Annotated in this window: 23 protein-coding genes and 1 tRNA gene; 8 read left to right on the top strand and 16 right to left on the bottom strand. The window is 66.2% G+C overall.

Annotated features, from left to right (window positions below):
- Positions 1 to 14: 14 nt before the first annotated feature.
- The 5 genes from G7007_RS02645 to G7007_RS02625 all read right to left on the bottom strand — a co-directional run bounded on the left by G7007_RS02645 (position 15) and on the right by G7007_RS02625 (position 6,800).
- A complete protein-coding gene (locus tag G7007_RS02645) occupies positions 15 to 2,447 on the bottom strand; it encodes a DUF3772 domain-containing protein (protein ID WP_181098897.1) in 2,433 nt (810 codons plus the stop codon).
- 59 nt (positions 2,448 to 2,506) lie between these two features.
- The gene (gene ada / locus G7007_RS02640; protein ID WP_181098896.1) at positions 2,507 to 3,559 is read right to left on the bottom strand and encodes a bifunctional DNA-binding transcriptional regulator/O6-methylguanine-DNA methyltransferase Ada; all 1,053 of its coding nucleotides are present in this window, start codon (positions 3,557 to 3,559) and stop codon (positions 2,507 to 2,509) included.
- A gap of 111 nt (positions 3,560 to 3,670) precedes the next feature.
- A complete protein-coding gene (locus tag G7007_RS02635) occupies positions 3,671 to 4,312 on the bottom strand; it encodes a DNA-3-methyladenine glycosylase family protein (protein WP_181098895.1) in 642 nt (213 codons plus the stop codon).
- Complete coding sequence (locus tag G7007_RS02630; protein ID WP_181098894.1) at positions 4,305 to 5,489, bottom strand: MFS transporter; 1,185 nt, start codon at positions 5,487 to 5,489, stop codon at positions 4,305 to 4,307. Before G7007_RS02630 ends, G7007_RS02635 begins: the two co-directional genes overlap by 8 nt.
- A 99-nt stretch (positions 5,490 to 5,588) precedes the next feature.
- On the bottom strand, positions 5,589 to 6,800 hold the full coding sequence (locus tag G7007_RS02625) for an MFS transporter (protein ID WP_181098893.1): 1,212 nt from the start codon (positions 6,798 to 6,800) through the stop codon (positions 5,589 to 5,591).
- 241 nt (positions 6,801 to 7,041) lie between these two features.
- On the opposite strand from G7007_RS02625, the gene G7007_RS02620 reads away from it, so the two are divergent.
- Together G7007_RS02620 and G7007_RS02615 are read left to right on the top strand one after the other, a co-directional pair.
- Positions 7,042 to 7,118 (top strand) — tRNA-Met (locus G7007_RS02620).
- A gap of 183 nt (positions 7,119 to 7,301) precedes the next feature.
- On the top strand, positions 7,302 to 8,438 hold the full coding sequence (locus G7007_RS02615; protein ID WP_181098892.1) for a hypothetical protein: 1,137 nt from the start codon (positions 7,302 to 7,304) through the stop codon (positions 8,436 to 8,438).
- A 42-nt stretch (positions 8,439 to 8,480) separates the two neighbouring features.
- On the opposite strand, the gene can is transcribed toward G7007_RS02615, so the two are convergent.
- From can to G7007_RS02600, 3 genes are read right to left on the bottom strand one after another with little or no spacing between them, the layout of a single operon-like run.
- Complete coding sequence (gene can, locus G7007_RS02610; protein WP_181098891.1) at positions 8,481 to 9,134, bottom strand: carbonate dehydratase; 654 nt, start codon at positions 9,132 to 9,134, stop codon at positions 8,481 to 8,483.
- Between the two features lie 34 nt (positions 9,135 to 9,168).
- Positions 9,169 to 9,624 (bottom strand): ribosomal protein S18-alanine N-acetyltransferase, encoded by a 456-nt coding sequence (rimI, locus tag G7007_RS02605; protein WP_060392560.1) that lies wholly within the window; start codon positions 9,622 to 9,624, stop codon positions 9,169 to 9,171.
- Complete coding sequence (locus G7007_RS02600; RefSeq protein WP_181099049.1) at positions 9,617 to 10,414, bottom strand: energy transducer TonB; 798 nt, start codon at positions 10,412 to 10,414, stop codon at positions 9,617 to 9,619. Before G7007_RS02600 ends, rimI begins: the two co-directional genes overlap by 8 nt.
- Before the next feature lie 168 nt (positions 10,415 to 10,582).
- Between G7007_RS02600 and mksB the strand changes: the two genes are divergently transcribed.
- Genes mksB through mksF form a run of 3 tightly spaced genes read left to right on the top strand, consistent with a single transcriptional unit; the run spans position 10,583 to position 15,364 of the window.
- Positions 10,583 to 11,860 (top strand): Mks condensin complex protein MksB, encoded by a 1,278-nt coding sequence (gene mksB, locus G7007_RS02595; RefSeq protein ID WP_181098890.1) that lies wholly within the window; start codon positions 10,583 to 10,585, stop codon positions 11,858 to 11,860.
- The gene (gene mksE / locus G7007_RS02590; RefSeq protein ID WP_181098889.1) at positions 11,850 to 12,524 is read left to right on the top strand and encodes an Mks condensin complex protein MksE; all 675 of its coding nucleotides are present in this window, start codon (positions 11,850 to 11,852) and stop codon (positions 12,522 to 12,524) included. The genes mksB and mksE overlap by 11 nt, the downstream gene beginning before the upstream one ends.
- Entirely contained in the window at positions 12,521 to 15,364 is a 2,844-nt protein-coding gene (gene mksF / locus G7007_RS02585; protein ID WP_181098888.1) for an Mks condensin complex protein MksF, read from the top strand. The genes mksE and mksF overlap by 4 nt, the downstream gene beginning before the upstream one ends.
- Before the next feature lie 336 nt (positions 15,365 to 15,700).
- Here the strand turns inward: mksF and G7007_RS02580 are convergent, their stop codons facing one another.
- From G7007_RS02580 to rplU, 5 genes are all read right to left on the bottom strand, one after another.
- Positions 15,701 to 16,162 (bottom strand): CreA family protein, encoded by a 462-nt coding sequence (locus G7007_RS02580; RefSeq protein ID WP_181098887.1) that lies wholly within the window; start codon positions 16,160 to 16,162, stop codon positions 15,701 to 15,703.
- Between the two features lie 10 nt (positions 16,163 to 16,172).
- A complete protein-coding gene (gene proB, locus G7007_RS02575) occupies positions 16,173 to 17,291 on the bottom strand; it encodes a glutamate 5-kinase (protein ID WP_181098886.1) in 1,119 nt (372 codons plus the stop codon).
- Positions 17,292 to 17,453: 162 nt separating this feature from the next.
- Complete coding sequence (cgtA, locus tag G7007_RS02570) at positions 17,454 to 18,677, bottom strand: Obg family GTPase CgtA (RefSeq protein ID WP_181098885.1); 1,224 nt, start codon at positions 18,675 to 18,677, stop codon at positions 17,454 to 17,456.
- A gap of 207 nt (positions 18,678 to 18,884) precedes the next feature.
- Positions 18,885 to 19,142 (bottom strand): 50S ribosomal protein L27, encoded by a 258-nt coding sequence (gene rpmA / locus G7007_RS02565; RefSeq protein WP_060392553.1) that lies wholly within the window; start codon positions 19,140 to 19,142, stop codon positions 18,885 to 18,887.
- 36 nt (positions 19,143 to 19,178) lie between these two features.
- Positions 19,179 to 19,493, bottom strand: coding sequence for a 50S ribosomal protein L21 (gene rplU, locus G7007_RS02560; protein ID WP_060392552.1), 315 nt, complete (start codon positions 19,491 to 19,493; stop codon positions 19,179 to 19,181).
- Positions 19,494 to 19,738: 245 nt separating this feature from the next.
- Between rplU and G7007_RS02555 the strand changes: the two genes are divergently transcribed.
- The 3 genes from G7007_RS02555 to G7007_RS02545 all read left to right on the top strand — a co-directional run bounded on the left by G7007_RS02555 (position 19,739) and on the right by G7007_RS02545 (position 21,566).
- A complete protein-coding gene (locus G7007_RS02555; RefSeq protein WP_181098884.1) occupies positions 19,739 to 20,707 on the top strand; it encodes a polyprenyl synthetase family protein in 969 nt (322 codons plus the stop codon).
- Positions 20,708 to 20,831: 124 nt separating this feature from the next.
- Positions 20,832 to 21,170, top strand: coding sequence for a zinc ribbon domain-containing protein YjdM (locus G7007_RS02550; protein ID WP_181098883.1), 339 nt, complete (start codon positions 20,832 to 20,834; stop codon positions 21,168 to 21,170).
- 150 nt (positions 21,171 to 21,320) lie between these two features.
- Positions 21,321 to 21,566, top strand: coding sequence for a PA4570 family protein (locus tag G7007_RS02545; protein WP_181098882.1), 246 nt, complete (start codon positions 21,321 to 21,323; stop codon positions 21,564 to 21,566).
- Positions 21,567 to 21,795: 229 nt separating this feature from the next.
- Here the strand turns inward: G7007_RS02545 and G7007_RS02540 are convergent, their stop codons facing one another.
- From G7007_RS02540 to G7007_RS02530, 3 genes are all read right to left on the bottom strand, one after another.
- Positions 21,796 to 22,413: an FKBP-type peptidyl-prolyl cis-trans isomerase gene (locus G7007_RS02540; RefSeq protein WP_060392548.1), complete on the bottom strand. Its 618-nt coding sequence runs from the start codon at positions 22,411 to 22,413 to the stop codon at positions 21,796 to 21,798.
- An 85-nt stretch (positions 22,414 to 22,498) separates the two neighbouring features.
- Positions 22,499 to 22,804 (bottom strand): DUF6482 family protein, encoded by a 306-nt coding sequence (locus tag G7007_RS02535; RefSeq protein WP_181098881.1) that lies wholly within the window; start codon positions 22,802 to 22,804, stop codon positions 22,499 to 22,501.
- Between the two features lie 276 nt (positions 22,805 to 23,080).
- Positions 23,081 to 23,393: transposase (locus tag G7007_RS02530; RefSeq protein WP_181098880.1), on the bottom strand; the 313-nt coding region annotated here is incomplete at its 5' end.

Raw genomic sequence — 23,393 nt, 5'->3', positions numbered from 1 at the left:
ACGGGTCGCCTGACTCAACCTTGCGTGGGTGCAGGCGTCGCCGTCGGCGCAGGCGCCGGGCCGACTGCTTGAGTGCCATCGCTGAGCAAGACCATGCTCTGCGGCGCCGACAAGGCGATGCCCTGCTCGCGCAGGCGCCCCAGAATGGTGAACAGCAGGTCGCTGCGGGTGCCGCCCACCACCCGTGGCCCGGTCACATACCCGCTGACGGCCAGCACCATCCCCGTGTTGGTGAGGTCCTTGAACGACACCGAGGGCGCTGGTGTATCGAGGATCGCGTCGTGTTCGGCGTAGGCCTGGAGCAGCAACTCACGCACCTGCTGGGCGTCGGTGTCCAGTGGCAGCGTCAGGGTGATACCGACCACGCCCAGGGCATTGGCCATGGTCACGTTGCGCACGTTCTGCGAGATGAACTGGGAGTTGGGCACGATCACCGTGGAGCGGTCGGACATCTGGATCTCGGTGGCGCGCACGTTGATGCGCCGGATGTCCCCCTCCACGCCCGCCAGACTGACCCAGTCGCCGACCTTCACCGGGCGCTCGGTCAGCAGGATCAGGCCGGAGATGAAGTTCTGCACGATGGCCTGCAGGCCGAAACCGATCCCCACCGACAGCGCGCTGACCACCCAGGTCAGGCTGCTGAGGTTGATGTGCAGGACCGACATCACCAGGCTGGCCAGGAACAGGAAGCCCAGGTAGCCGACCAGCGTCACCAGCGAGGCGCGCATGCCGGCGTCCATCTCGGTCTCCGGCAGCAGGCGCTCGCCCAGCCAGCGCTTGAGCACGCGGATGGCGAACAGGCCGATGAAGAACATCGTCACGGCCAGGAAGATGTCGCCAGGCACCAGGTTCAGGTTGCCGAGGATGCGCCCGCCGCTGCCATCCCATTCGGCCAGGCTCATGACCAGTTCGCCCGGGCTGGTGCCCGATGGCAGGAAGGCGAAGAGCAGCGCGGTGAACAGCAGCAGGGTCTTGCCCACGCCCATGAGCAACGTGCTGGCCTGTGCCTGATGACGCTGCGCCAGGCCCAGGGCCGATGCCAGCGCCAGGCCGCCTGGATGACGCGGGGACAGCAGGGTTTCGCACAGGTCGACGAAGACGCAGGTCAGCAGGTAGGCGCAGGTGGCCACGAGGCTGATCCACAACAGCTTGGTCGCGAGGAAGTAGGCCAGCGCCAGGTAGCCGGTGAGCAGCGCTGCGAGGATCACCACTACCCAGACCGTCAGCACGAACGGTACCAGACCGGCCAAGCCGCTCGGACGTTGCAACTGATGCTGACGGCGGGCACGTCGGTAACCGATCAGCGCAGCGGCATACAGGACCGCCAGGGCCAGTGCGGTCAGGCCGTTGGTGGCCACCGTCAAGGCCAGGCTGGTGCCGATCACGCTATTGATGCGCTCCTGGGTCAGCAACAGCATCAGCACCAGCGCCAGCACCTGCGGGAACCAGGCCAGCGCGCTGGCGACCTGGTCCGGGATCGGCGGCAGGCGCCAGGACGGCCGCTGCAGCATCAGCATGGCGCGGCCCAGGCCGGCGATGAAGGCGGTGAGCACCACCAGGGTGAGGATGTGATCGATCAACGCCGAGGTGTTGTCGCCCAGCGTGGCACTGTTCTCCAGCCCCCAGCGCACCAGCGAGACCGAACCACCGATGGTGGTCAGGGTGGCCACGGCCACGCTCAAGGCCAAGGCACTGCGCCGCAACCGGCCTTCGGGGATCCAGCGCAGCATGGCGGCCGCGAGCAGGCGCTCGAAGACACGCCGCACCAAGGTCCAGACCAGGAGCGCGGCCACCAGGCTGACGATGAACAGCGTGCGGTGCTCCGGGCTCCAGGCGCTGGCCAGGGCATCGGCGGCTTCGCTGCGCAAGGTGCGCAGGCGCGTGAGGTCTTCGTCGGTCGGGCGGATCAGGCTGGACCAGAACGCCGGGCTCAAGGGGCTGGCGGCACGGCTGCTGACCTGCGAGTTGAACTGGCTGCGGCGCAGGTTGACGATCTGCATCGACAGGTCGGTGGCCGATTGGGCCAGCTGCGTGGCCTGGGTCTGTTCGGCCACCAGCCCCTTGCGCTCGGCAGTGAGGTCACGGCGCTGGCGCGTCAGGGTATCGGCTTCGTCGGCCTGCACCGGCCCCAGCACGTTGAGCTGATCGTCCAGGCGGGCGATGTCGGTGGTGCGTTGCGCGGCCAGCGCGCTGGCCTGACGCTGCACCTGCAGGCTCGCCTGACGCAGCTGGGCCAGCAGGTCGTCGTTGGCATTGCTCGAGACGCCCTGGCGAATCAGGTCGAGCCGGTCGCTCAACTGGGCCAGGCTGGCGTCTTCAGCCAGCACCGGCAGTTCGCCGCTCGCAGTGCGTGCCGGTGCCTCGGGGGCCGACCAGGCCGGCAGCGCGACCCACAACAGCAGGGCCAGCAACCCTGCGCAAAAACGGTCAAGGCGTAGGCGCCTCATCGAAGTGTCCTCTCTGTCCATCGTCATTCGATCGACGGATTCTACGCTGCTTGCCTGGCTCAGGGCGCCTCGGCTTCACGCTCGAGCAAGGCACGCTTGCGCGCAAGGCCCCAGCGATAGCCACTGAGCGCGCCGTCGCTGCGCACCACGCGGTGGCAGGGAATGGCCACGGCGACTCGATTGGCGGCGCAGGCCTTGGCCACCGCGCGTACGGCGCTGGGTGCGCCGATGCGCGTGGCAATGTCGCGGTAGCTGACCCGGGCACCCACCGGCAAGGCACGCAGCGCCTGCCAGACACGTTCCTGGAAGGCCGTGCCGCGAATGTCCAGGGGCAGGTGCAGGCCGAGCGCCGGCTGCTCGACGAAGCCCACCACCTCGGCGACCACTTGCTCGAACGCCGCATCGCCACCGACCAGCTCGGCCTGGGCAAAACAGTCCTGCACCTGGCGCAGCAGGGTATCGGCATCGTCCTCCAGCCAGATGGCGCAGATCCCCTGCTCGCTCTGCGCCACCAGGATGGCGCCCAGGCTGCACTGGCCGATGGCGAAGCGCACGGTCATGCCAGCCCCCTGGCGCTGCACCTGACGTGGCTGCATGCCCAGGCGCTGCTGGGCGCGCTCGTAGACCCGACTGCTGGAACCGTAGCCGGCGTCGTGGATCGCCTCGGTCACCGAGCCTTGCCGGGCGATGAGCGCCTGGTGCAGGCGCCGCGCTCGACAGGCGTCGGCATAGGCTTTGGGGGTCAGCCCGGTGTCGGCCTTGAAGCGTCGCTGCACGTGCCCGACGCTAAGGCCGAACCGCGCGCTCAGCGCATGCAGACCGAGAGGCACCTCATCGGCCTCGAGCAGGCGGCACGCTTGGGCGACCCAGTCCGCCGGCGCCTGGCGGGGCCAGCAGCGCTGGCAGGCCCGGTAGCCGGCCTGGGCAGCGGCGCCAGAATCATCGAAGAACACCACGTTGTCACGCCTGGGCGTACGGGCCGCGCAACCAGGCAGGCAGTAGATGCCGGTGCTGAGCACGGCATAGACGAACTGCCCGACAGCGGCCTGGTCACGGGTGACCACCGCCTGCCAGCGTTGACTGTCGGTGGGGTAGGCAGAGGGAGATGGCATGCTGGGCACCTCGGGATGTCAAGGGTGACAGTCTGGCAGGCCCTGACAGCGTGGGCACTCCGATTCTGGCGCGGCAATTGGAAAAAGACGCGCTCGCTTTCGCTCAGGCGATCAGGCCCGCCACAGGTACCAGGCCGCCACGGTCCGGTAAGGGCTCCACGCCTGCCCCAGAGCACGCATCTGCGCGGCTGTCGGGGCCTTGTCCAGCCCCTTGAGACGGCGATAGCCCTCGCGCACCCCGTAGTCGTCCACCGGCAGCACGTCCAGACGCCCCAGGCCATAGATCAGCAGCATCTCGACCGTCCAGCGGCCGATACCCGGCAGCGTGACCAGGCGTGCGATCAAGGCCTCGTCGGTCAAGGCCTGGGCCTCCTGCCGGGTCGGTACCTGCCCCGTCAACCGCGCCTCGGCCAGCGCGTGCAGCGTCGCCAGCTTGCGCGCCGAGAAGCCACAGGCGCGCAGACGCTGCGGGTCGGTCGCGAGCAGGGCTTGCGCGCTGGGGAACGTCACATCGGGAAACAAGGCCAGCAGGCGAGCGAGAATCGCCTCGGCGGCACGCGCATGGAGCTGCTGGTAGGCCACCGACCTGACCAGCGCCTCGAAGGGTTCGCGGTGCAGGGTCGCCCGGTGCTGGCAGGGGCCGATGGCGGCGATGTGCCGGGCCCAGTCGGCATCCTGTACGGCCAGGTGCAGGCTGGCCTGGTGGTAGCCATCGGGCTCGTTCGCCGTCGGGTCGCTGTCGTGCTCAGGCATCACTGCCCTCCCCGGCCCCATGCGTCAGGCTCGAGCGCCGTTCGGCGCGCCGGTAGGCCGGCCACGCCGCGCACACGAACAACCCGGCCATCGCGGCCAGGGCCATGGGCAGGCCATGAGGGGCCATGTCCATGGCCACACCGCTGACCAAGGGGCCGATCAGGCTACCCACCCCCCAGAGCAATCCGACGCTGGCATTGGCGGTCACCAGGTCGCGGCCCTTGAAGCGCTGCCCGATCAACACCAGGGCCAAGGTATAGATGCCCCCTGCCACGGCTCCGAGCAGGACCAGCAGTGGCCAGAGCAGTGCCTGGGCCTGCATCAGCCACGGCAGGCCCATGCCGATCGCCAGCACCACCAGCCCACAGGCCAGGTGCAGGCCCGTGCGTTCCACACGGTCGGCCAGCCAGCCCAACGGCAACTGGAACAGCATGTCGCCGGCGAACACCACGGTGACCATCAGGGCGGCCACGCCGACCGCGAAGCCCAGGCCGGTGGCATACACCGGCAGCAGCGACAGCACCACGGCGTCGAAGAACGAGAAGAACAGCACGCCGATGCACAAGGCCGGCGCCACCCGCAGGAAGCCGCCCAGGGTGAAGGTCTTGGTGTCATCGCCCTCGTGGCGCACCCGATCGTTCGGCACGGTGAGCACGATGCACACCAGCGCCAGCAGGTAGGCCACCGAGACGATCGCGATCAGCCAGGGACCGTGGGCGCCGAGCAGCGCCAGCAGGGCCGGGCCGAGCACCTGGAAACCGGTGAAGCTGGTGGCGTACAGCGCCATGATCTTGCCGCGGTTGTGCTCCGGGCTCAGTTCGTTGACCCACGACTCGCCCAGGATGATGGCGATGCCCATGCCGAGCCCGAGCGCCAGGCGCAGGGCCGCCAGCCAGGCGATGGAGGCGAAGCCCCACTCCAGCAAGGCGATGCTCGCCGCACAGAGGCTGAAACAGCCCAGGTAGATGACCCGTCGGGTCAGGTAGCGGCAGCAGGCATCGACCAGAAAGGCCGACAGCATCATGCCCGCTGCCGGGATCGCCGAGACGATGCCGATCTGCAGGGTACTGGCGCCGGCATCGAGCAGGCGCAACGAGACCAGCGGCAGGCTGGCGCCCAGGCTGAAGCCGACGACCGAGACGGCGAACAGCAGGCCCGCCAGCAAACGTGTGTTCATGTCCACTCCTGAAGGTCGGGACGCCTTGGCGCCTGCTCGACCGTGATCCTGCGACCGGCAGGACCCTAAGCCAGTCCCTTGGCTTCGTCAATCGACCGCTCAGCGCTTACCGGTGGACGGCAGAAATACCGCCAGCACGCCGAACAGCGGCAGGAACGAGCACAGGCCGTAGACGTATTCGATACCGCGCAGGTCGGCCAGGTAGCCCAGCAGCGCGGCGCCGATCCCGCCGAAACCGAACATCAGGCCGAAGAAGATCCCGGCGACCATGCCGACGTTGCCGGGCACCAGCTCCTGGGCATAGACCACGATCGCCGAGAACGCCGAGGCCAGGATGAAACCGATGATCAGGCTGAGCACCGTGGTCCAGAACAGGTCCGCATAGGGCAAGGCGAGGGTGAACGGCGCCACGCCGAGGATCGAGAACCAGATCACTGCCTTGCGCCCGATCCGGTCGCCGATCGGCCCGCCGAAGAAGGTCCCGGCCGCCACGGCGCCGAGGAACAGGAACAGGTGCAGCTGCGAGCTGGCCACCGTCACGCCGAACTTTTCGATCAGGTAGAAGGTGTAGTAGCTGGTCAGGCTGGCCATGTAGAAGTACTTGGAGAACACCAGCAGCCCGAGCACGCCCAGCGCGAGCAGGACCCGCTGGCGCGACAGACCGTGGCTGGCCTGCTGGCCCTGACGGGCCTTGAACTGGTTGAGGTGGGCCTTGTACCAGCGGCGCAGCAGCAGGGTCACGCCGAAGAAGAACAGCGCGGCCAGGCCGAACCAGGCCACGTGGGTCTGCCCGAACGGAATCACGATAGCGGCAGCCAGCAAGGGGCCGAACGCGGAACCGGCGTTACCGCCGACCTGGAAGCTGGACTGCGCCAGGCCGAAGCGGCCACCGGAGGCCAGCCGGGCGATGCGCGAGGTTTCCGGATGAAACGTCGACGAGCCGATGCCGACCAGGGCCGAGGCCAGCAGGATCATCGGGAAACTGCCGACGAAGGCCAGCATGACGATGCCGACCAGGGTGCACAGCGTGCCCAGGGGCAGCAGGTTGGGGTTGGGTCGCCGGTCGGTGTAGAAGCCCACCCACGGCTGCAGCAGCGAAGCGGTGATCTGGAACGTCAGGGTGATCAGGCCGATCTGGGCGAAGCTCAGGTCGTAGCTGGCCTTGAGCATCGGGTAGATCGCCGGCAGCACCGACTGGATGAGGTCGTTGATCAGGTGCGCCAGGGCACAGAAGGTGATGATGCGCATCACCAGCGGGCTGGCGGCGTTCGCCGTACCGGTGCTGGCGGTGGAGGTGCTGCTGGTGGCCATTGGCGTGGATTCCCGGCGCAGGTGTGGAAGCGGATTATCGGGAATCGACCGGAGACATCGCTACTGTTTTCTCGCGTGCGCGGCCTCTGGGCGGCGGCGCGTGTCCCCTCTGGAGGGTGCCCGGCCTCGTGCTGTTCGTCGGCCAACCCTCGCCTGGGCCGCTAAGCATTTGAAACCGTGCAAATTTTTTTTGAGGTGAGTGTTGACACAGGTCCTGCACGAGGGAATAATGCGCGCCATTGGCTACATAGCTCAGTTGGTTAGAGCATAGCATTCATAATGCTGGGGTCCGGGGTTCAAGTCCCTGTGTAGCCACCAAATCCGAAAAGGGCTTACCGCAAGGTAGGCCCTTTTCTTTTGCCTGGAAAAAACGGGCACAGGCTCGGCATCACGCAATGTCTTTCTCATCACTCGCAGCACGCTTGCCCTTCTCAACGACAAGCGCCCTGCCCCAGTATGAGTGCGACCGCCCAACCGGGCGGTCCTGACAAGGAATCGAGCATGACAAAAACCGCCTTACCGGGCCTCGCCGCCCTCGCCTTCTGCGGCCTGGCCATGGCCGACGCGAACATCGACCTGGGCGACGCCCAGCGTGTCACGCGCCTGTTTGGCTTTCCCAACAATTGCCATGTGATCTGCTACCGCAACTGGACGCTTGAGCAGACCGTCGAGCACTACCTGACCCAGAGCGTACGCCGCGACGGCTATGCCAACGCCCAGGTGCAGGTCCGTCGTGATCACGACCACCTGCACGCCACCTTCAGCGAGGTGCCCGCCGGCTACGCCGAACCGCTGCGCAGGCTGCTCGACAGCGGTGAACTGGCCTACGACGGCGCCACCCGGCTGAACAAGGACGGCAAATGGTCCTATGACTGGTACCTGTTCCTGCCGCTGGGCATGGCCCTGCAGAATCGCCGCAGCATCGAGCTGTTGCATTTTCCGCCCGACTATTCGCTGACCCAGGCCCAGGACTACCTGCGCTCCAGCACCACCGACCGCTGGGCCGAGCTGTTGACCTTCAACGGCGTGGAGGCCGAGCAGACGCCGGCGTACCAGACCATCGTCGACATCGCCCCGATCGCGGCGCCCGCCAGCGCAGGTGCCGCCCTGGCGGACACCTACGGCTACTTCAAGGACTATCAGGTGCGCATGGTCCGCGAGATGACTCTGCAGAGCGCTGCCCACCCGTTGCCGATGGTCGCCTTCGGCGCCCCGGTGCACACCTGGATCGAGCAGCAGTACGGGGCCAAGGTCGGCGTGCTGGACCTGGTCAGCATCAGCCCGCAGCCCGGTGCGCAGGTGCCGGTGCTGGGCGCCAATCACCCCAGTGCGATCTGGTATGCGGCGAACAAGAACAGCCACGGTGGCGATCAGGACGCAGCCGACGTGGCGGGTCTGAAGATGATGGGTCAGGACCTGACCGCGGCCTGCTGGCAGGCGGGCATGGGACGCGATCTCCAGGCCGATGCCAGGCAGACGCTGGAGTCCTGCTCGACCCGCTGGCAGGTCACGCAGAAAAAACAGACGTGCGAGCTGTTCTTCCGCACGGTGCGCACGTACACGCCCGAGCAGGCGGCGGCCAAATGCAACACGGGCGAGATGACGCGACGCCTGCGCGAGCTGCGCAAGCCGATCTAACGTCCAGTCGTCCTGTGGAAAGCGAGGCCTGACCGAGACGCGTCAAGCCTTCGTGCCTGCCTCCACCGGCCGCAACCGGTACTGCGCAGGCACTTGCTCGATCCCCTCGATGGTCGTGTCCAGACTCTTCCAGCGGCCATCCTTAATGCCGTAGATGCACCCATGGATCGACAAGGGCTGACCGCGGTGCCAGGCGTTCTGGACGATGCTGGTGTGCGCCACGTTGGCCACCTGGCGGATCACGTTCAACTCGCACAGGCGATCGACGCGGGCTTCCTCGTCCTCGAGCACCGCCAGCTCGCCACGCTTCTCGTAGTACAGGTCGCGGATCGAGCGCAGCCAGCCATCGATCAGGCCGAACTGGCGATCCTGCATCGCCGCGCGTACGCCGCCGCAACCGTAATGCCCGGTCACCAGGATGTGCCGGACCTTGAGCACGTCCACCGCGTACTGGATCACCGACAGGCAGTTGAGGTCGGTGTGCAGCACCACGTTGGCCACGTTGCGGTGCACGAACAGGTCGCCCGGCAGCATGCCGACGATCTCGTTGGCCGGCACCCGGGCATCGGAGCAGCCGATCCAGAGAAATTCCGGGGTCTGCTGGCGCGCCAGCTTGGCGAAGAACTCGGGGTCGCGCGCGTTGATCGCGTCGGCCCAGCGGGCGTTGTTGTCGATCAGTTCCTGCAGGTCATGCATGGTCGTGCCTCGTCAGTGCAGCGGCATCGTCGGATCAGGCTTCGAGCAAGGTGCAGGCCATCACCAGCGCATCCTCGCGGCCACCTGGCGCGGGGTAGTAGTCGCGGCGGCGCCCGATCTCGTTGAAGCCATAGCGTTCGTACAAGCGGTAGGCCGACTGGTTGCTGGCCCGGACTTCGAGAAAGCACTCGCGCCCGTTCAGCGCCCAGGCCCGCGCCATCAAATGCTCGAGCAGGCGCAGGCCGAGGCCACGCCCCTGGTTCTCGGGCTTGACGGTGATGTTCAACAGGTGCGCCTCGTCGATGATCACGTTGATCACGCCGTGCCCGACCTGCTGCTGGCCATCGAACATCAGCCAGACCTCGTACGACTTGAGCGCATCCTGGAAGATGCCGCGGGTCCAGGGGTGACTGAACGCGGCATATTCGATCTTCAGCACGGCATCCAGATCCGCCTCGGTCATCGGGCGGAAACTGATCGATTCACTCATTCAATGCGTTCCAGCGCGCCATCAGCTGGCGCATGGCTTTCCAGACGTCCGCCTTGCGCTGCGGCTCGTCCATCAACACTTCAAGACCCGGCAAGGCCCAGGCATCGCCCAGGCCATCGATCGGTACTTCACGGTAATACGCCTGCTCGTCGGCCTGCCCGGCGAACCGGATCGCTGGCAGGCCGATCAGCCACAGGCATGCACAGGGCGACTCCTCGAGGCGTGCCTGGATGAACCCCTGGACGAAATCCTGCGCCGCCTCCGGCCCCTGGTCGAGGTTGCCGCGCATCAACAGCGGCCAGCGCACCGGCTCGCCGATGATCTGTGGCGCGTCCGACAGGCCGGCGGCGCGCAGCATGTCCTTGAGCAGCAGGTAGGACGGGTCGCGACTCTGGAACGGCTGACCGGTGGCCAGCTCCACCAGCAGCAGGCAACGCCCTGCGCGCAGCAGTTGCAGGGCGAAGCGCGGGGGTGGCACCTGCACCGGGCGCGGCGCGGGGCTGGCGGCCTCGGCGGGCGCGGCCGCTGTGGGCTTGGCGAGCGCGGCCGGGCGCGGGATCTCGATCTTCGGCCGCTCGCTGCCACGGGCCTGCGGCGCCGCAACCGGGCGCGGTGCAGGCGACGCCACTGGGGAAGGTTCGACGCTCGGCAAGACCGTGACGTTCGGCGGTGCCACCGGCTGCAGCAGTTCGGGCCGCGAAGGCGCCGCGAACGGCAGTTCGGCGCGCGGCAGCCAGTGCACCACCTGCATGGCGTTCAAATAAGCGCGGCGGCGAGACTCGGTCAGCACGGCACGGGTCATCCAGGGTCAGCGAACGGTCGGCCATTCTACCGCCGTTGCCACGCGCGCGCCGCACTGGATCGATGGGAAACCCGCCGTAACGACCAGGGAGGTGAAACCCTGCCCCTGCGATACAGTACAATTGGCGCTTTTGACCTGGCAGCGAGCCGACCGTCGATGATCGAACCCAAGCGCGTCCTGCGCGCCCTCGCCGAGCACTGGGCCCTGCTCGAACCGCTGTGCGCCCGCTTCGACCAGGGCACCCTGAGCCTGGTGGAACTGCGCCAGCACCTGGCCCGCCAGGCCGGCGAAGCGACGCCACAGGACATCACCCACCTGCTGGACCTGTGGATCCGCCTGGACATCCTGGTGCCCGTGGCGAAAAGCCCCAACCGCTTCGAGCTGAACGCGCAGATCCATGACTTCCTGGCCTACCTGCGCCGCGAGCATCGGCTGGGCCTGTGCCTGGAGATCGAGGCCTACCTGCGTCACCTCGAACGCCTGGCCGGGCACATCCAGGATGCCTTCGAGACCCGCGACCGCGACGACCTGGCCCGGCAGCTGCGCCTGCTCGACATGCGCGTGCGCGACGTGCTGAAGAAGCTCGACAACGACGAGCAGGCGCTGGTGGCAGTGGCCGAGCGCGCCAAGACCCGCGACCGGCAAATTCCGCTACGCCAGCGCTATGCCGAAGTGCTGGCGACCTGGGACGAGTACGTCGAGCCGATGATCCAGCTGGTCAACGCCGACGGCGCCTTCGAGCAGGGCGTGCGCAAGGTCGAGACGGTGCTGCTGCACCTGCTGAGCGAACAGGCGCGTCTGGGCCAGCTGGTCGACGACGACCGACTGCTGCGCACCCATGCGCGGATCCTGGAGATGCAGACCAGCGCGCAGCTGACCCTGCGTCATGCCCGCGAGCTGCTGCTGCCCCTGCGCGAAGAGGCGCGTCGGCACAACACGGTGACCCGTGGCGCGGCGCTGGCCCTGGCGGTGATCCGGCGCAAGGGGCTCGACGCCCTGCCCCACGCCGCCCTGCCGTTGTTCACCCGGCCGCAGAGCACCTTTCTCGGCAGCGCCAGCCAGGTCGAGGCCTACGTCTATGCCCTGGCGCGCTTCGAGCCCAAGCCGGCGCGCTTTCCCAAGGCGCACAAGACCGACAAGGACGCCCCGTCCAAGGCACCGCGCACGGTCAAGGAAATGCTCGACCGCTGCGAGCAGGCCCTGCCACTTCCCGACCTGATGAGCTGGCTGCTCGAGCAGGAGCCGGAGGGCGACACCGACGAGCTGCTGTACTGGTTCTCGCGCCTGTCGCGCGAAAAGCGCTTCCAGCGCGAGCGGCTCGAGCGCCGCGACTACTTCACCCATGAACACAAGGTCAGCCTGCGCTCGTTCGCCCTGACCTCCCGTCGCGCACCTTCGCCCGACGTCACGCCAGGCCCTGCCCATGCATCTTGATCTTTCCGAACTGTCCCAGCTCGCCCCGCTGTTCCGCGAGCTCTACAAAGGCTTCCACATCAGCCGCCGCGACCCGGAGCTGTACGCCCAGCTGTCGACGTTCCAGGACGCCTACCGGGCCTTGTTCAAGGCCCTGGGCTTCGAGCTGGTCTGCGACACCCGGGGGTTCTACTATTTCGTGCCGGAGCAGGCTGCCGCCCATGTCAACAAGACGGCCCAGCGCCTGTCGCTGATGACCTTCATCCTGGTCGAGCACCTGGCCGACCAGGGTCGTGACCCCATCGCCGTGCTCGACGGCGGCAGCCTGGGCCGCGACGAGCTGCCCGCGCTGCTGGACAAGTACCGCGACCTGTTCGTCCAGGCCGAGGTGCAGAGCGTCGACGACCTGGAAGAGAAGATCCTGCGACGCATGACCCAGCTGGGCTTCGCCCATGAGGAAGGCGGCCTCTACCGTTTCCTGCCGCCGATGCACCGCTTCCTGGATGTCTGCCTGTCGGTGCAGCAGGACCGTGACCTGGCGGCGACGCTGCACAGCGACCTGCCGCTGCCAACCCCGACCCTGGCCGAGGATGACGGAGCGACCGGCTTCGACGCCCTCGATGACAATGACGACGAGGCCCTGGCCCGCGCCATCGCCGACGAACAGCAGGAGGCCTACCCGTGAGCCAGGAACGCTACGGAATCCGCCGCTTCGCCCTGCTCAACACCGCCGGCTACAGCCTGGGGGTGTTCCCGCTGGAGGAACCGCTGTCGGTGTACGGCGCCAACAACCTGGGCAAGTCGGCCTCGATCAACGCGCTGCAGTTCCCGATCCTGGCGCGCATGTCCGACATGAGCTTTGGCAAGTACAGCCTGGAGCAGTCGCGCCGGTTCTACTTCGCCAGCGACACCAGCTACATCCTCTGCGAGCTCAACCTGCCCCACGGCCCCCATGTGATCGGCGTGGTCGGGCGTGGACCAGGGGGTGGTTTCGGCCACCAGTTCTTCGCCTACGCCGGCGAGCTGGACCTGGCCCACTACCAGCGCGACGACACCTGCCTGCGGCAGAAGGAACTGTTCGCCAACCTCGACCGCCACGGCCTGAAGGCCTACGAGCTCAAGCCCGACGAGCTGCGCCGCCTGCTGGTCGGCGGGCACACCTCGGTGCCGCTCGACCTGACGCTGATCCCGCTGCGCTCGACCAGCGAGCACAGCCTCAAGACCTTCCGCGCGCTGTTCATCAACCTGCTGCACATGCGCGAGATCACCGCCGCCAAGCTCAAGCAGCTGTTTCTGGACGCGTTCGAGCACAGCCTGCGTTCGGGCAGCATCGACTACATCGCTGCCTGCGAAGAAGCGTTCCGTGACGTGCGACGCATGGAGCAGGACTACAACGCCCTGGTCGCCGCCGGGCCGCTGGTCGAGTCGCTGGCCAGTGGCGTCGCCCAGCGCGATGCCCTGCGCGGCAAGCTGCATCGGCTCTCGCCACTGCTCGACCACTTGCTGGGCACCTGGCAGGACTACGGCACCGCCCGCAAGGAAGAGCTGGTCATCCAGGCCGAGCATTACCAGCAGGAACAGGACAACTTGCAGAACACCCAGCGCAACAGCACCCAGGAGCTGATGCGCCTGGAACGCGAGCTGACCGGTGTGCAGCGCTGGCTGGGCGAACTGTCGGCGCTCAAGCACCGCTTCGCGCTGGTGGACGACGTCAGGGTACTGGAGCAGCAGTTGCTGGCCGCCAAGGACGCCCACGACGAACTGGCCGGTGCCCTGGCGCAGTCGCGCCAGTTCAGCGCCGAGGATCTCGATCAGCGAGTGCAGGATGTACAGGCGCGGCTCAAGTCCGTCAGTCAGCAGCTCGACCATGCCGACAACAACAGCTATGCCCGTCTGCGTGAGGAATTCTCCCAGCAGGACCTGGAGCGGTTGATGCGCTTGTTCAACGGCGCGCTGTTCAGCCTGCCCCTGGGACCGTCCGGCCTTGCGCTCGATGCCGACGATCAGTGGGTCAAGACCCTCGAACGCGTGCTGGAAGGGTTCGATGGCGAGCGCTTCGAGGCACCTGGCCTGTCGATCGACCTGTCGCACATCGACCCGCCGGCCCTGCGGGCGCTGGTCGATCGTGCGGCACTGCGCGAGCAGAAGGACCGCCTGGACAAGGAACTGCGCCAGTTGCAGACCCAGCAGTCGGTCAGCGCCGACCGGATCGCCAGCAAGACCCAGAGCGACGCCTTGTACCAGGCGGTGCTGGATGCGCAGAAGGCCCTGGAAGACTATCGCCGCGCCCAGACCCTGGGCGCCGAGGAAGCCCAGAAGCTGGAACAGCTGGCCCAGCTCGAGGCGGCCCAGGACGAGCTCAAGCGCTCCAGCGATGCCTTCACCGAGCGCGTGCAGCAGTTGTCGAGCAAGCTGCAACTGGTCGGTCGACAGCTGGCCGACCTCGAGGCACGTCAGCGGACCCTCGACGATGCCTTGCGTCGTCGCCACCTGCTGCCAGCCGACCTGCCCTTCGGCACGCCGTACCTGGAGCCGGTCGATGACAGCCTGGACAACCTGCTGCCGCTGCTCAACGACTACCAGGACAGCTGGCAGGGCCTGCAGCGGGTCGACAACCAGATCGAGGCGCTGTACGCCCAGGTGCGCCTCAAGGGCGTGGCCAAGTTCGACAGCGAGGACGACATGGAGCGTCGCCTGACCTTGCTGATCAATGCCTACGCCCACCGCAGCGACGAGGCGCTGACCCTGGCCAAGGCCCGCCGCGCGGCGGTCACCGACATCGCCAGGACCCTGCGCAACATCCGCAGCGACTACGACAGCCTCGAGCACCAGCTGGCCTTGTTCAACCGCGAGATCAACAAGCGCCAGGTATCCAACCTGCAGAGCTTCCGCGTGGTACTGGCCCCGAACAAGGAGGCGCTCAAGCACATCGACCAGATCATCCACAGCGCCGGCCAGTACGAGGAAGGCGAGACGCTGTCGGTGTTCGACCTGAGCCAGACGGCCGAGCAGGACCACAAGAACGAGGAGGCCAAGGAGTACCTGGCCCGCCTGGTCGCGGCCAACCACAACCAGCTGGGGCTCAAGGACCTGTTCGAGCTGGCCTTCGAGATCACCAAGGTCAACGGCCAGCCGGTGATCCACGCCGACATCGACGGCGCGGCCTCCAACGGCACCACCATGACCATCAAGGCGCTGACCAACATGTACCTGTTGCTGCACCTGATGGACCGCGACCTGGCCGGGCGCGTGCGCCTGCCCTACTACCTCGACGAGGCTGCGGACATCGACGAGCGCAACCAGACGGCGCTGCTGGAGACCAGCCAGCAGCTGGGCTTCGTGCCGATCCTGGCCAGCGTGAAGCCGCAGGTGTCGGCGCGGGTGGCGATCGACTTGGAGGGCGGCAGTGGGCCGAACGGGATCTATATCGATGAGGCGGACTGGAAGTACATCAGTCGGCTGGAGGCGCAGGCGGGTGAAACAGAGGACGTGCGGGACGTCGAAGAAGAGGCGATGCCAGGCTGATGGGACGCAGGCGCCTGAGAAGGCGCCGTTCTTCGGCGTGATCCCGTAGTCGCACCACGGTGTTGCAGGCCATCGCGGTCACCTGTGGGGGCTTGCCCGCGATGGCGGCGGTAGCGTCGCCGCTTCGTCAACAGGTCGAGCGCTGTCCTGTCGACTTGAGGAGGGTGCAGGGTCCCTATCGCTGGCAAGCCAGCTCCCACAGGAGCCAGTGCAGCCTGCCAGCTTTTCCAGCACTGGCGAGGATGCAGCGCTGACGCGTAGGCAAAGCGGCGCCAACGGGCGGCATCGGCCCCGCTGGGGCCGCGGGATCCGCTACCTTGGCCTAGCCCGGTACGCTCACTGCTGCGGCCACGGCACGATCGGGATCGCCGTCACGGCGTTCTGCGGGCTGCCCTCGACGACGCGGTCGCTGTACACCAGGTACACCAGCGTGTTGCGCTTCTTGTCGAGGAAGCGCACCACCTGCATGGTCTTGAACACCAGCGAGGTGCGCTGCTTGAAGACTTCGTCGCCGTCCTTCAGGTCGCCTTTGAAACGAATCGGCCCGACCTGACGGCAGGCGATGGAGGCCTCGGCGCGGTCCTCGGCCAGGCCCAGTCCGCCTTTGACGCCCCCGGTCTTGGCCCGCGACAGGTAGCAGGTCACCCCCTCCACCTTGGGGTCATCGAACGCTTCGACCACGATCCGGTCGTTCGGGCCGACCATCTTGAACACCGTCGAGACCTGACCGATCTCCTCGGCACCGGCCATCGACGACACGCCAGCCAACAACGCCAGGGCAAGCAGGGATCTACGCATGATGACCTCCTCAGACCAGGACCAGGTTGTCGCGGTGTACCAGTTCCGGTTCAGCCGCGTAGCCGAGCACGGTCTGGATGGCATCCGACGGCTGGCCGATGATCTTCTGTGCCTCGACGGCGCTGTAGTTGGCCAGGCCCCGGGCGACTTCCAGGCCGTCGGCATCGACGCACACCACCATCTCGCCCCGGCGGAAGCTGCCCTGCACGCCTTTCACGCCGACCGGCAGCAGGCTCTTGTTGGCTTGGCGCAGGGCCTGTACGGCGCCCGCGTCGAGCACCAGGGTGCCGCGTGTCTGCAAATGCCCGGCGAGCCACTGCTTGCGCGCGGCAAGCATGCCGCGCTCTGGCGACAACAGCGTGCCCAGACGTTCACCGGCCTTCAAGCGATCGAGCACGCGCTCAAGGCGACCGCCGACGATGAGGGTGTGGGCACCCGAGCGAGCGGCCAGTCGCGCGGCGCGCAGCTTGGTCTGCATGCCACCGCGCCCCAGGGCGCCGCCCGTGCTGCCGGCCACCGCATCCAGGCTCGGGTCGTCGGCACGGGCTTCGTGAATCAGTTGGGCATCGGGGTTGTGGCGTGGGTCGGCGGTGAACATGCCGTCGCGGTCGGTGAGGATCACCAGCAGGTCGGCCTCGACCAGATTGGCCACCAGCGCCGCCAGGGTGTCGTTGTCGCCGAAGCGGATCTCGTCGGTGACCACGGTGTCGTTCTCGTTGATCACCGGCACCACGCCCAGCTCGACCAGTGTACGCAGGGTGCTGCGCGCGTTGAGGTAGCGCTTGCGGTCGGACAGGTCGTCATGGGTCAGCAGGATCTGCGCGGTGTGCTTGCCGTGCTCGCCGAAGCTCGATTCCCAGGCCTGCACCAGACGCATCTGGCCCAGCGCGGCGGCAGCCTGCAACTCGTTCATCGCGCTCGGTCGCTGGGTCCAGCCCAACTGGCTCATGCCGGCGGCCACGGCCCCGGAGGACACCAGCACCAGCTCGACGCCCGCTTCGCGCAGGGCGACCATCTGTTCGACCCAGACAGCCATGGCGCCGCGGTCCAGTCCCTTGCCATCGGCGGTCAGCAGGGCACTGCCGATCTTCACGACCCAGCGCTGCGCGCCCGTCACCTTGTCTCGCATCTTCTTCCAACCTATGTCGTGTAGATACCAAAACGCCGCGCCTGGGCGTGGTGTCGGTGCGAGGATTCGAACGGCCTACCCTCGCGGATACGTTCCGCAGGGCCAGCCCACCTCGACCGAGCACCACGCACCAAGGCGCGGCGTTCAGTGTACTGCAACCGGTCAGTCGCGCACGTAAATGATTTCCGGGCCGTCCTCGTCGTCTTCGAAGTCATCCCAATCGTCATCGTCGCCGATATCGTGCACGCTCTTCACGCCGGTACGGCGCAGGGTGCGGGCATCGTCCAGGGCCTGCAGCTGGGCGCGGGCCTCGTCTTCGATGCGCTGGTCCAACTCGGCCATTTCTTCGGCATAGGCCGGGTCGTTGGCCAGGCGGTCGGCACGGTCTTCGAGGTAGCGCATCAGGTCGTGGCTGAGCTGCTCGGTGCCCTGCTTGGCGATGGCCGAGATCACGTAGACCGGGCCTTCCCACTGCAGGCGCTCGACCACGTCCTTGACGCGCTCGTCGCGCTCGTCGTCCATGAGCATGTCGGTCTTGTTCAGCACCAGCCAGCGCTCACGCTCGGCCAGCGACGGGCTGAAGCGGGTCAGCTCGTTGACGATGACTTCGGCGGCATCGGCCGGGCTGCTCTCGTCGAGCGGCGCCAGGTCGACCAGGTGCAGCAGCACGCGGGTACGCGCCAGGTGCTTGAGGAAACGGATGCCCAGGCCAGCACCGTCGGACGCACCTTCGATCAGACCTGGAATGTCGGCAATCACGAAGCTCTTCCAGCGGTCGACACTGACCACGCCCAGGTTCGGCACCAAGGTGGTGAACGGGTAGTCGGCGACCTTCGGCTTGGCGGCCGAAACGGAGCGGATGAAGGTGCTCTTGCCGGCATTCGGCAGGCCCAGCAGGCCGACGTCGGCCAGCACCTTGAGCTCCATCTTCAGGTCGCGCTGATCGCCTGGCTTGCCGGGCGTGGTCTGACGCGGCGCGCGGTTGGTGCTGGACTTGAAGCGGGTGTTGCCCAGGCCGTGCCAGCCGCCCTGAGCGACCATCAGTTTCTGCCCCGGGGCGATCAGGTCACCGATCACTTCCTGGGTGGTGGCGTCGATCACCGTGGTGCCGACCGGCACGCGCAGGAACAGGTCCTCGCCCTTCTTGCCGGTGCAATCGGTGCTGCCGCCATTGGAGCCGCGCTGGGCCTCGTGGTGGCGGGTGTAGCGGTAGTCGACCAGGGTATTGAGGTTTTCGTCGGCGACCATGTAGACCGACCCACCATCACCGCCGTCGCCCCCGTTAGGGCCGCCGTTCTCGATGAACTTCTCGCGACGGAAGCTCATGCACCCATTACCGCCGTCGCCGGCTTTGACCCGAATCGATACTTCGTCAACAAACTTCATAAAAACCGCCTCTCGTCGGTGGACGAGGTGAAATGACTCAAGAACATGAGGCTCTTGCAAAAATGAGCGCGGCGACCCCCGTCAACGACCGTGGTGGCCTGTGTGGTCACACTCAGCGCCGGCAGCCCATACAAACAGCTTTGCAAGAGGCTCCGCAGAAACGAAAAAGCCCCGTCGCGTGACGGGGCTTTTCCAGCGACAACGCGATCAGGCCGCGACGACGCTCACGTAACGACGATTGAACTCGCCTTTCTTCTCGAACTTGATCACGCCTTCGATCTTGGCGAACAGGGTGTGATCCTTGCCCATGCCAACGCCGTAGCCGGCGTGGAACTGGGTGCCGCGCTGACGCACGATGATGTTGCCGGCCTTGATGACCTGGCCGCCATACATCTTCACGCCAAGGCGTTTCGATTCTGAGTCGCGACCGTTACGGGTACTACCACCAGCTTTTTTGTGTGCCATGGTTCAATTCTCCAAACAATTCAGGGTTCGAGGCGATTAAGCCTGAATACCGGTGATTTTGATCTCGGTGAACCACTGGCGGTGGCCCATGCGCTTCATGTGGTGCTTACGACGACGGAACTTGATGATGCGAACCTTGTCGTGACGGCCTTGCGAAATGACTTCGGCAACGACCTTGGCACCGGCGACAACGGGTGCACCGATGGTGACGTCGTCACCGTTGGCAACCAGCAGAACGCGATCGAAGGTCACGGATTCGCCGGTGGCGATCTCGAGCTTCTCGATCTTCAGGTATTCACCTTCGGCGACTTTGTATTGCTTGCCACCGGTAACAATTACTGCGTAAGACATGGTATTTCTCCGATAATCCTGCTCACCCAGCGCTTTATAGGATAAGTATTGGCTGGCATGGCTGCACGGGGCTGGAACGACCCGGTGCAATTGCGTAAGGCAGGTGCTGCCCAGGAAAGTTAGGGTGCGCGATTGTACGCAACCGGCGCCCGGCACGCAAGTCTCGCCCTGCCGCCCTGCCCCGCGTGCCTTGACACACCGGGACCTGCGACCTAGCATGCCGCGCAACCTCAATGGAGCAACCGATGCAACCCCAGACCTTCTATCGCGCGGTGGCCGAAGATTTCAGCGCCGTCGATGAGATCATCAAGCAGCAGCTGACGTCGCGCGTGCCGCTGGTATCGAAGATCGGCGACTACATCACGTCGGCCGGGGGCAAGCGTCTGCGGCCCTTGCTGGTGCTGCTCTGCGGCAAGGCCCTGGGCCGCGAGGGCGACGACCTGCGCCTGCTGGCGGCGACCATCGAGTTCCTGCACACCGCCACCCTGCTGCACGACGACGTGGTCGACATGTCCGGCATGCGCCGTGGCCGTTCCACCGCCAATGCCCTGTGGGGCAATGCCCCCAGCGTGCTGGTCGGCGACTTCCTCTATTCGCGCTCGTTCGAGATGATGGTCGAGCTGGGCTCCATGCCGGTCATGCAGATCCTCTCCCGCGCCACCCGGGTGATCGCCGAGGGCGAAGTGCTGCAGCTGTCGCGGGTACGCGATGCCAGCACCACCGAAGAGGTCTACATGGAGGTCATTCGCGGCAAGACCGCGATGCTGTTCGAGGCCTCCACCCACAGCGCCGCCGCCCTGGCCGGCGCCACCGCCGAGCAGTGCGAAGCCCTGCGCACCTTCGGGGATCACCTGGGCGTGGCCTTCCAGCTGGTCGACGACCTGCTCGACTACAAGGGCGACTCCGACACCCTGGGCAAGAACGTCGGCGACGATTTGGCCGAAGGCAAGCCGACCCTGCCGCTGATCTACACCATGCGTGAAGGCTCGGCCGAGCAGGCTGCGCTGGTCCGGCAGGCGATCCAGAAGGGCGGCATCGAGGACCTCGAGCGCATCCGCGCCGCGGTGGAAGCTTCCGGCGCCCTGGACTACACCGCACGCATGGCGCGCGACTACGTGGCCCGCGCCATCGCCTGCCTCGAAGTGCTGCCGGCCAGCGAGTGCCGCGATGCCCTGGTGGAACTGAGCGAGTTCGCCGTCGCCCGTACGCACTGACCTCCTGCGTCCCGGCCTGTCCGGGACCGCATCCTACGCCTGGTCCAACACGACGGGCATATCGCTTCACGGTCAAAACCTCATATAATGTGCGCCTTTTTTCGCCCACTTCCGAGGAACCCCTGTGAGCACCTTGCCACCCTGCCCCCGCTGCAACTCCGAATACACCTACGAGGATGGCACCCAGCTGATCTGCCCCGAGTGCGCCCACGAGTGGTCCGCCGTCGCGTCCGACGAAGTTTCTGACGAGGTGGTGAAGAAGGACTCGGTCGGCAACGTCCTGCAGGACGGCGACACCGTCACGGTGATCAAGGACCTCAAGGTCAAGGGCTCTTCCCTGGTGGTCAAGGTCGGCACCAAGGTCAAGAACATCCGCCTGTGCGACGGCGACCACGACATCGACTGCAAGATCGACGGTATCGGCGCCATGAAGCTGAAATCGGAGTTCGTGCGCAAGGTCTGAGCCCTGTGCCAGCCAGGGCTGCCCACCTGGCAGCCCCTGGTCGTCCCGCAACGGGCAGCCGGCAAGGCGACATGAAAACCGCCGATAGGGGCTTGCTATTTAGATAATAAGAATTATTCTCATCGAAACCTGCTTTCGAGGAGACGCCTCATGACCTACCTGATCGACGCCTGGCTGGACCGCCCCCACCCCTATCTGCGCATCCTGCACCGAGAGACCGGGCGCGTGTGCGCCGTGCTCGAAGAAGAAGCGCTCGATGAGCTGCGTGACCAGGGCGACCTGGACCTGGGTTGCCTGAACTCCAGCGAACCGAGTGTCCTCAAGGAAATGGTCAGGAACCTGTTCCTGTTCAGCTATGCCCGCGCACTGCGGCCGGGTGGCCGTGAGTGGCACTGACCGCTGCGGCGAGCCGTGAGCTACAAGCTACAAGCTACAAGCTACAAGCTACAAGCTACAAGCTACAAGCTACAAGCTACAAGCTACAAGCCAAAGCGAGTCCGCACTGGCTGTGCGTTCTCGCTCGATGACTCACCGCGCGCTGCTTTCGCTTGAGGCTCGAAGCTTGCCGCTTGCCGCTTACCGCTTACCGCTTACCGCTTACCGCTTACCGCTTACCGCTTACCGCTTACAGAACGTCGAGCAGCTCGACGTCGAACACCAGTACGCTGTGGGGCGGAATGCTGCCCGCGCCCTGGGCACCGTAGGCCAGCTCGCTCGGCACGTGCAGACGCCATTTGCTGCCAGCGTTCATCAGCTGCAGGGCTTCGGTCCAGCCGGCGATGACGCCCGTGACCGGGAATTCGATCGGCTGACCGCGCTCGTAGGAGCTGTCGAACACGGTGCCGTCGATCAGGGTGCCGTGGTAGTGGGTGCGTACGGTGGCTTCGCGGCCCGGCTTGGCGCCGTCGCCGGTGGCCAGCACTTCGTACTGCAGGCCCGATGGCAGGGTGATCACGCCTTCACGGGTGGCGTTGTCGGTCAGGTACTGCTTGCCCACGGCAGCCGCGGCTTCGGCCTTGGCAGCGGCCTCGGCCTGCATGACTTCGCGAATGACCTTGAAGCTGGCCGACAGATCGGCTTCGCTGACACGGCTGTCCTGACCGTTGAACGCATCGGTCAGGCCCAGCAGGATCGCCTCGAGGCTCACACCCGGTGGTGGGTTGTCGCGCAGCTGGCCACCCAGCTGACGGCCGATGCCGTAGCTGACGCGGGATTCGTCGGTGGACAGGTTGATTTCGGACATGAACGTGCTCCGCTGCGGGGCGTCAGCACGCTGCGCCCCTGATGAAATGGGTCCGCAGCCTAGCACACTGTGGGTGGCGCATCAGCTACCAGGCCGAGCGCTGCGAGATCGGCACCTTGAGCACGTTGCGCGGATGTTCGCCCAGGCCGCACATCTCGTCGTAGGCCGACGGGTGGACCAGGTGCATGGGGACCTCGGGCAGCGTCTGCACCAATTGGCGGATGTGCTCGACCGAGCGCGCGCGCAAGCGGATGCCGTCGGCGTCCTTGATCGGGCAGACACGCTCGCCGATCAGGGCCTCGAGCAGGTAGTCGCCACCTTCGATGGAGATCACGTTCAGTTCCTGGACGCGGCCGGCCTGGATCTCGAGGTCGAGTTGCTGAAGGTTCATGGGACGGCCTCGCTGGATGGAGAGACGCATTGTGGGCAGGATTCGCGGGAAAGGACAACGGTCGTGCGTGTTGCGATGGGAGCCCGCCTGGGATCGCTCCCCCATGGCCGCAGTGAAGCCAACTGTCATAGACCTTGTGGGGCTTGCCCATGATGCAGGAGGCGCCTGACAAGGCCCTATCGCTGGCAAGCCAGCTCCCACCCAGACTTCTGCAGCCTGCCGGTATGACCACGGCTGCGCAAACATCGTGTGGGAGCAACTGTCTTCAGCGACCGTCTATCGGACTGGATCATCCATCCAGTCCTGGTCGTTTTTGATCATGGCGTTGAGGCGTACAGCCAATACCCGCATGCAGGCCACCATGGCAACTTTGGCGCATTTGCCTCGTGCTCTAAGGGCTGCATACCTGGCTTTGAATACTGGGTTGAATCGAGTCATGCTCAACACGCACATGTACAACGCACGACGTAGCCTGCCGCGACCACCATAGATATGTCGCTCACCCGTCTTGTCGCCGCTGTCATTGTTGAAGGGTGCTACACCGACAAGTGCAGCGATATGCTTCCCACTCACTGATCCAAGTTCAGGC

It is taken from the genome of Pseudomonas entomophila (assembly GCF_013523125.1).
Classification (GTDB): domain Bacteria; phylum Pseudomonadota; class Gammaproteobacteria; order Pseudomonadales; family Pseudomonadaceae; genus Aquipseudomonas; species Aquipseudomonas entomophila_B.
The sequence above is the reverse complement of the archived record's forward strand: the minus strand, read 5'-3'. Positions and strand labels throughout refer to the sequence as shown.

What these genes read in the sequence shown, in the direction of transcription:
- can (WP_181098891.1), bottom strand. Translation starts at nt 9,134, where the DNA reads ATGCATGACCTGCAGGAACTGATCGACAACAACGCCCGCTGGGCCGAC.
- proB (WP_181098886.1), bottom strand. Translation starts at nt 17,291, where the DNA reads ATGCGAGACAAGGTGACGGGCGCGCAGCGCTGGGTCGTGAAGATCGGC.
- rplU (WP_060392552.1), bottom strand. Translation starts at nt 19,493, where the DNA reads ATGTCTTACGCAGTAATTGTTACCGGTGGCAAGCAATACAAAGTCGCC.
- G7007_RS02535 (WP_181098881.1), bottom strand. Translation starts at nt 22,804, where the DNA reads ATGAACCTTCAGCAACTCGACCTCGAGATCCAGGCCGGCCGCGTCCAG.
- G7007_RS02625 (WP_181098893.1), bottom strand. Translation starts at nt 6,800, where the DNA reads ATGGCCACCAGCAGCACCTCCACCGCCAGCACCGGTACGGCGAACGCC.
- mksB (WP_181098890.1), top strand. Translation starts at nt 10,583, where the DNA reads ATGATCGAACCCAAGCGCGTCCTGCGCGCCCTCGCCGAGCACTGGGCC.
- ada (WP_181098896.1), bottom strand. Translation starts at nt 3,559, where the DNA reads ATGCCATCTCCCTCTGCCTACCCCACCGACAGTCAACGCTGGCAGGCG.
- G7007_RS02615 (WP_181098892.1), top strand. Translation starts at nt 7,302, where the DNA reads ATGACAAAAACCGCCTTACCGGGCCTCGCCGCCCTCGCCTTCTGCGGC.
- rpmA (WP_060392553.1), bottom strand. Translation starts at nt 19,142, where the DNA reads ATGGCACACAAAAAAGCTGGTGGTAGTACCCGTAACGGTCGCGACTCA.
- G7007_RS02540 (WP_060392548.1), bottom strand. Translation starts at nt 22,413, where the DNA reads ATGTCCGAAATCAACCTGTCCACCGACGAATCCCGCGTCAGCTACGGC.
- rimI (WP_060392560.1), bottom strand. Translation starts at nt 9,624, where the DNA reads ATGAGTGAATCGATCAGTTTCCGCCCGATGACCGAGGCGGATCTGGAT.
- cgtA (WP_181098885.1), bottom strand. Translation starts at nt 18,677, where the DNA reads ATGAAGTTTGTTGACGAAGTATCGATTCGGGTCAAAGCCGGCGACGGC.
- G7007_RS02545 (WP_181098882.1), top strand. Translation starts at nt 21,321, where the DNA reads ATGACCTACCTGATCGACGCCTGGCTGGACCGCCCCCACCCCTATCTG.
- G7007_RS02555 (WP_181098884.1), top strand. Translation starts at nt 19,739, where the DNA reads ATGCAACCCCAGACCTTCTATCGCGCGGTGGCCGAAGATTTCAGCGCC.
- G7007_RS02580 (WP_181098887.1), bottom strand. Translation starts at nt 16,162, where the DNA reads ATGCGTAGATCCCTGCTTGCCCTGGCGTTGTTGGCTGGCGTGTCGTCG.
- mksE (WP_181098889.1), top strand. Translation starts at nt 11,850, where the DNA reads ATGCATCTTGATCTTTCCGAACTGTCCCAGCTCGCCCCGCTGTTCCGC.
- G7007_RS02630 (WP_181098894.1), bottom strand. Translation starts at nt 5,489, where the DNA reads ATGAACACACGTTTGCTGGCGGGCCTGCTGTTCGCCGTCTCGGTCGTC.
- G7007_RS02635 (WP_181098895.1), bottom strand. Translation starts at nt 4,312, where the DNA reads ATGCCTGAGCACGACAGCGACCCGACGGCGAACGAGCCCGATGGCTAC.
- G7007_RS02645 (WP_181098897.1), bottom strand. Translation starts at nt 2,447, where the DNA reads ATGAGGCGCCTACGCCTTGACCGTTTTTGCGCAGGGTTGCTGGCCCTG.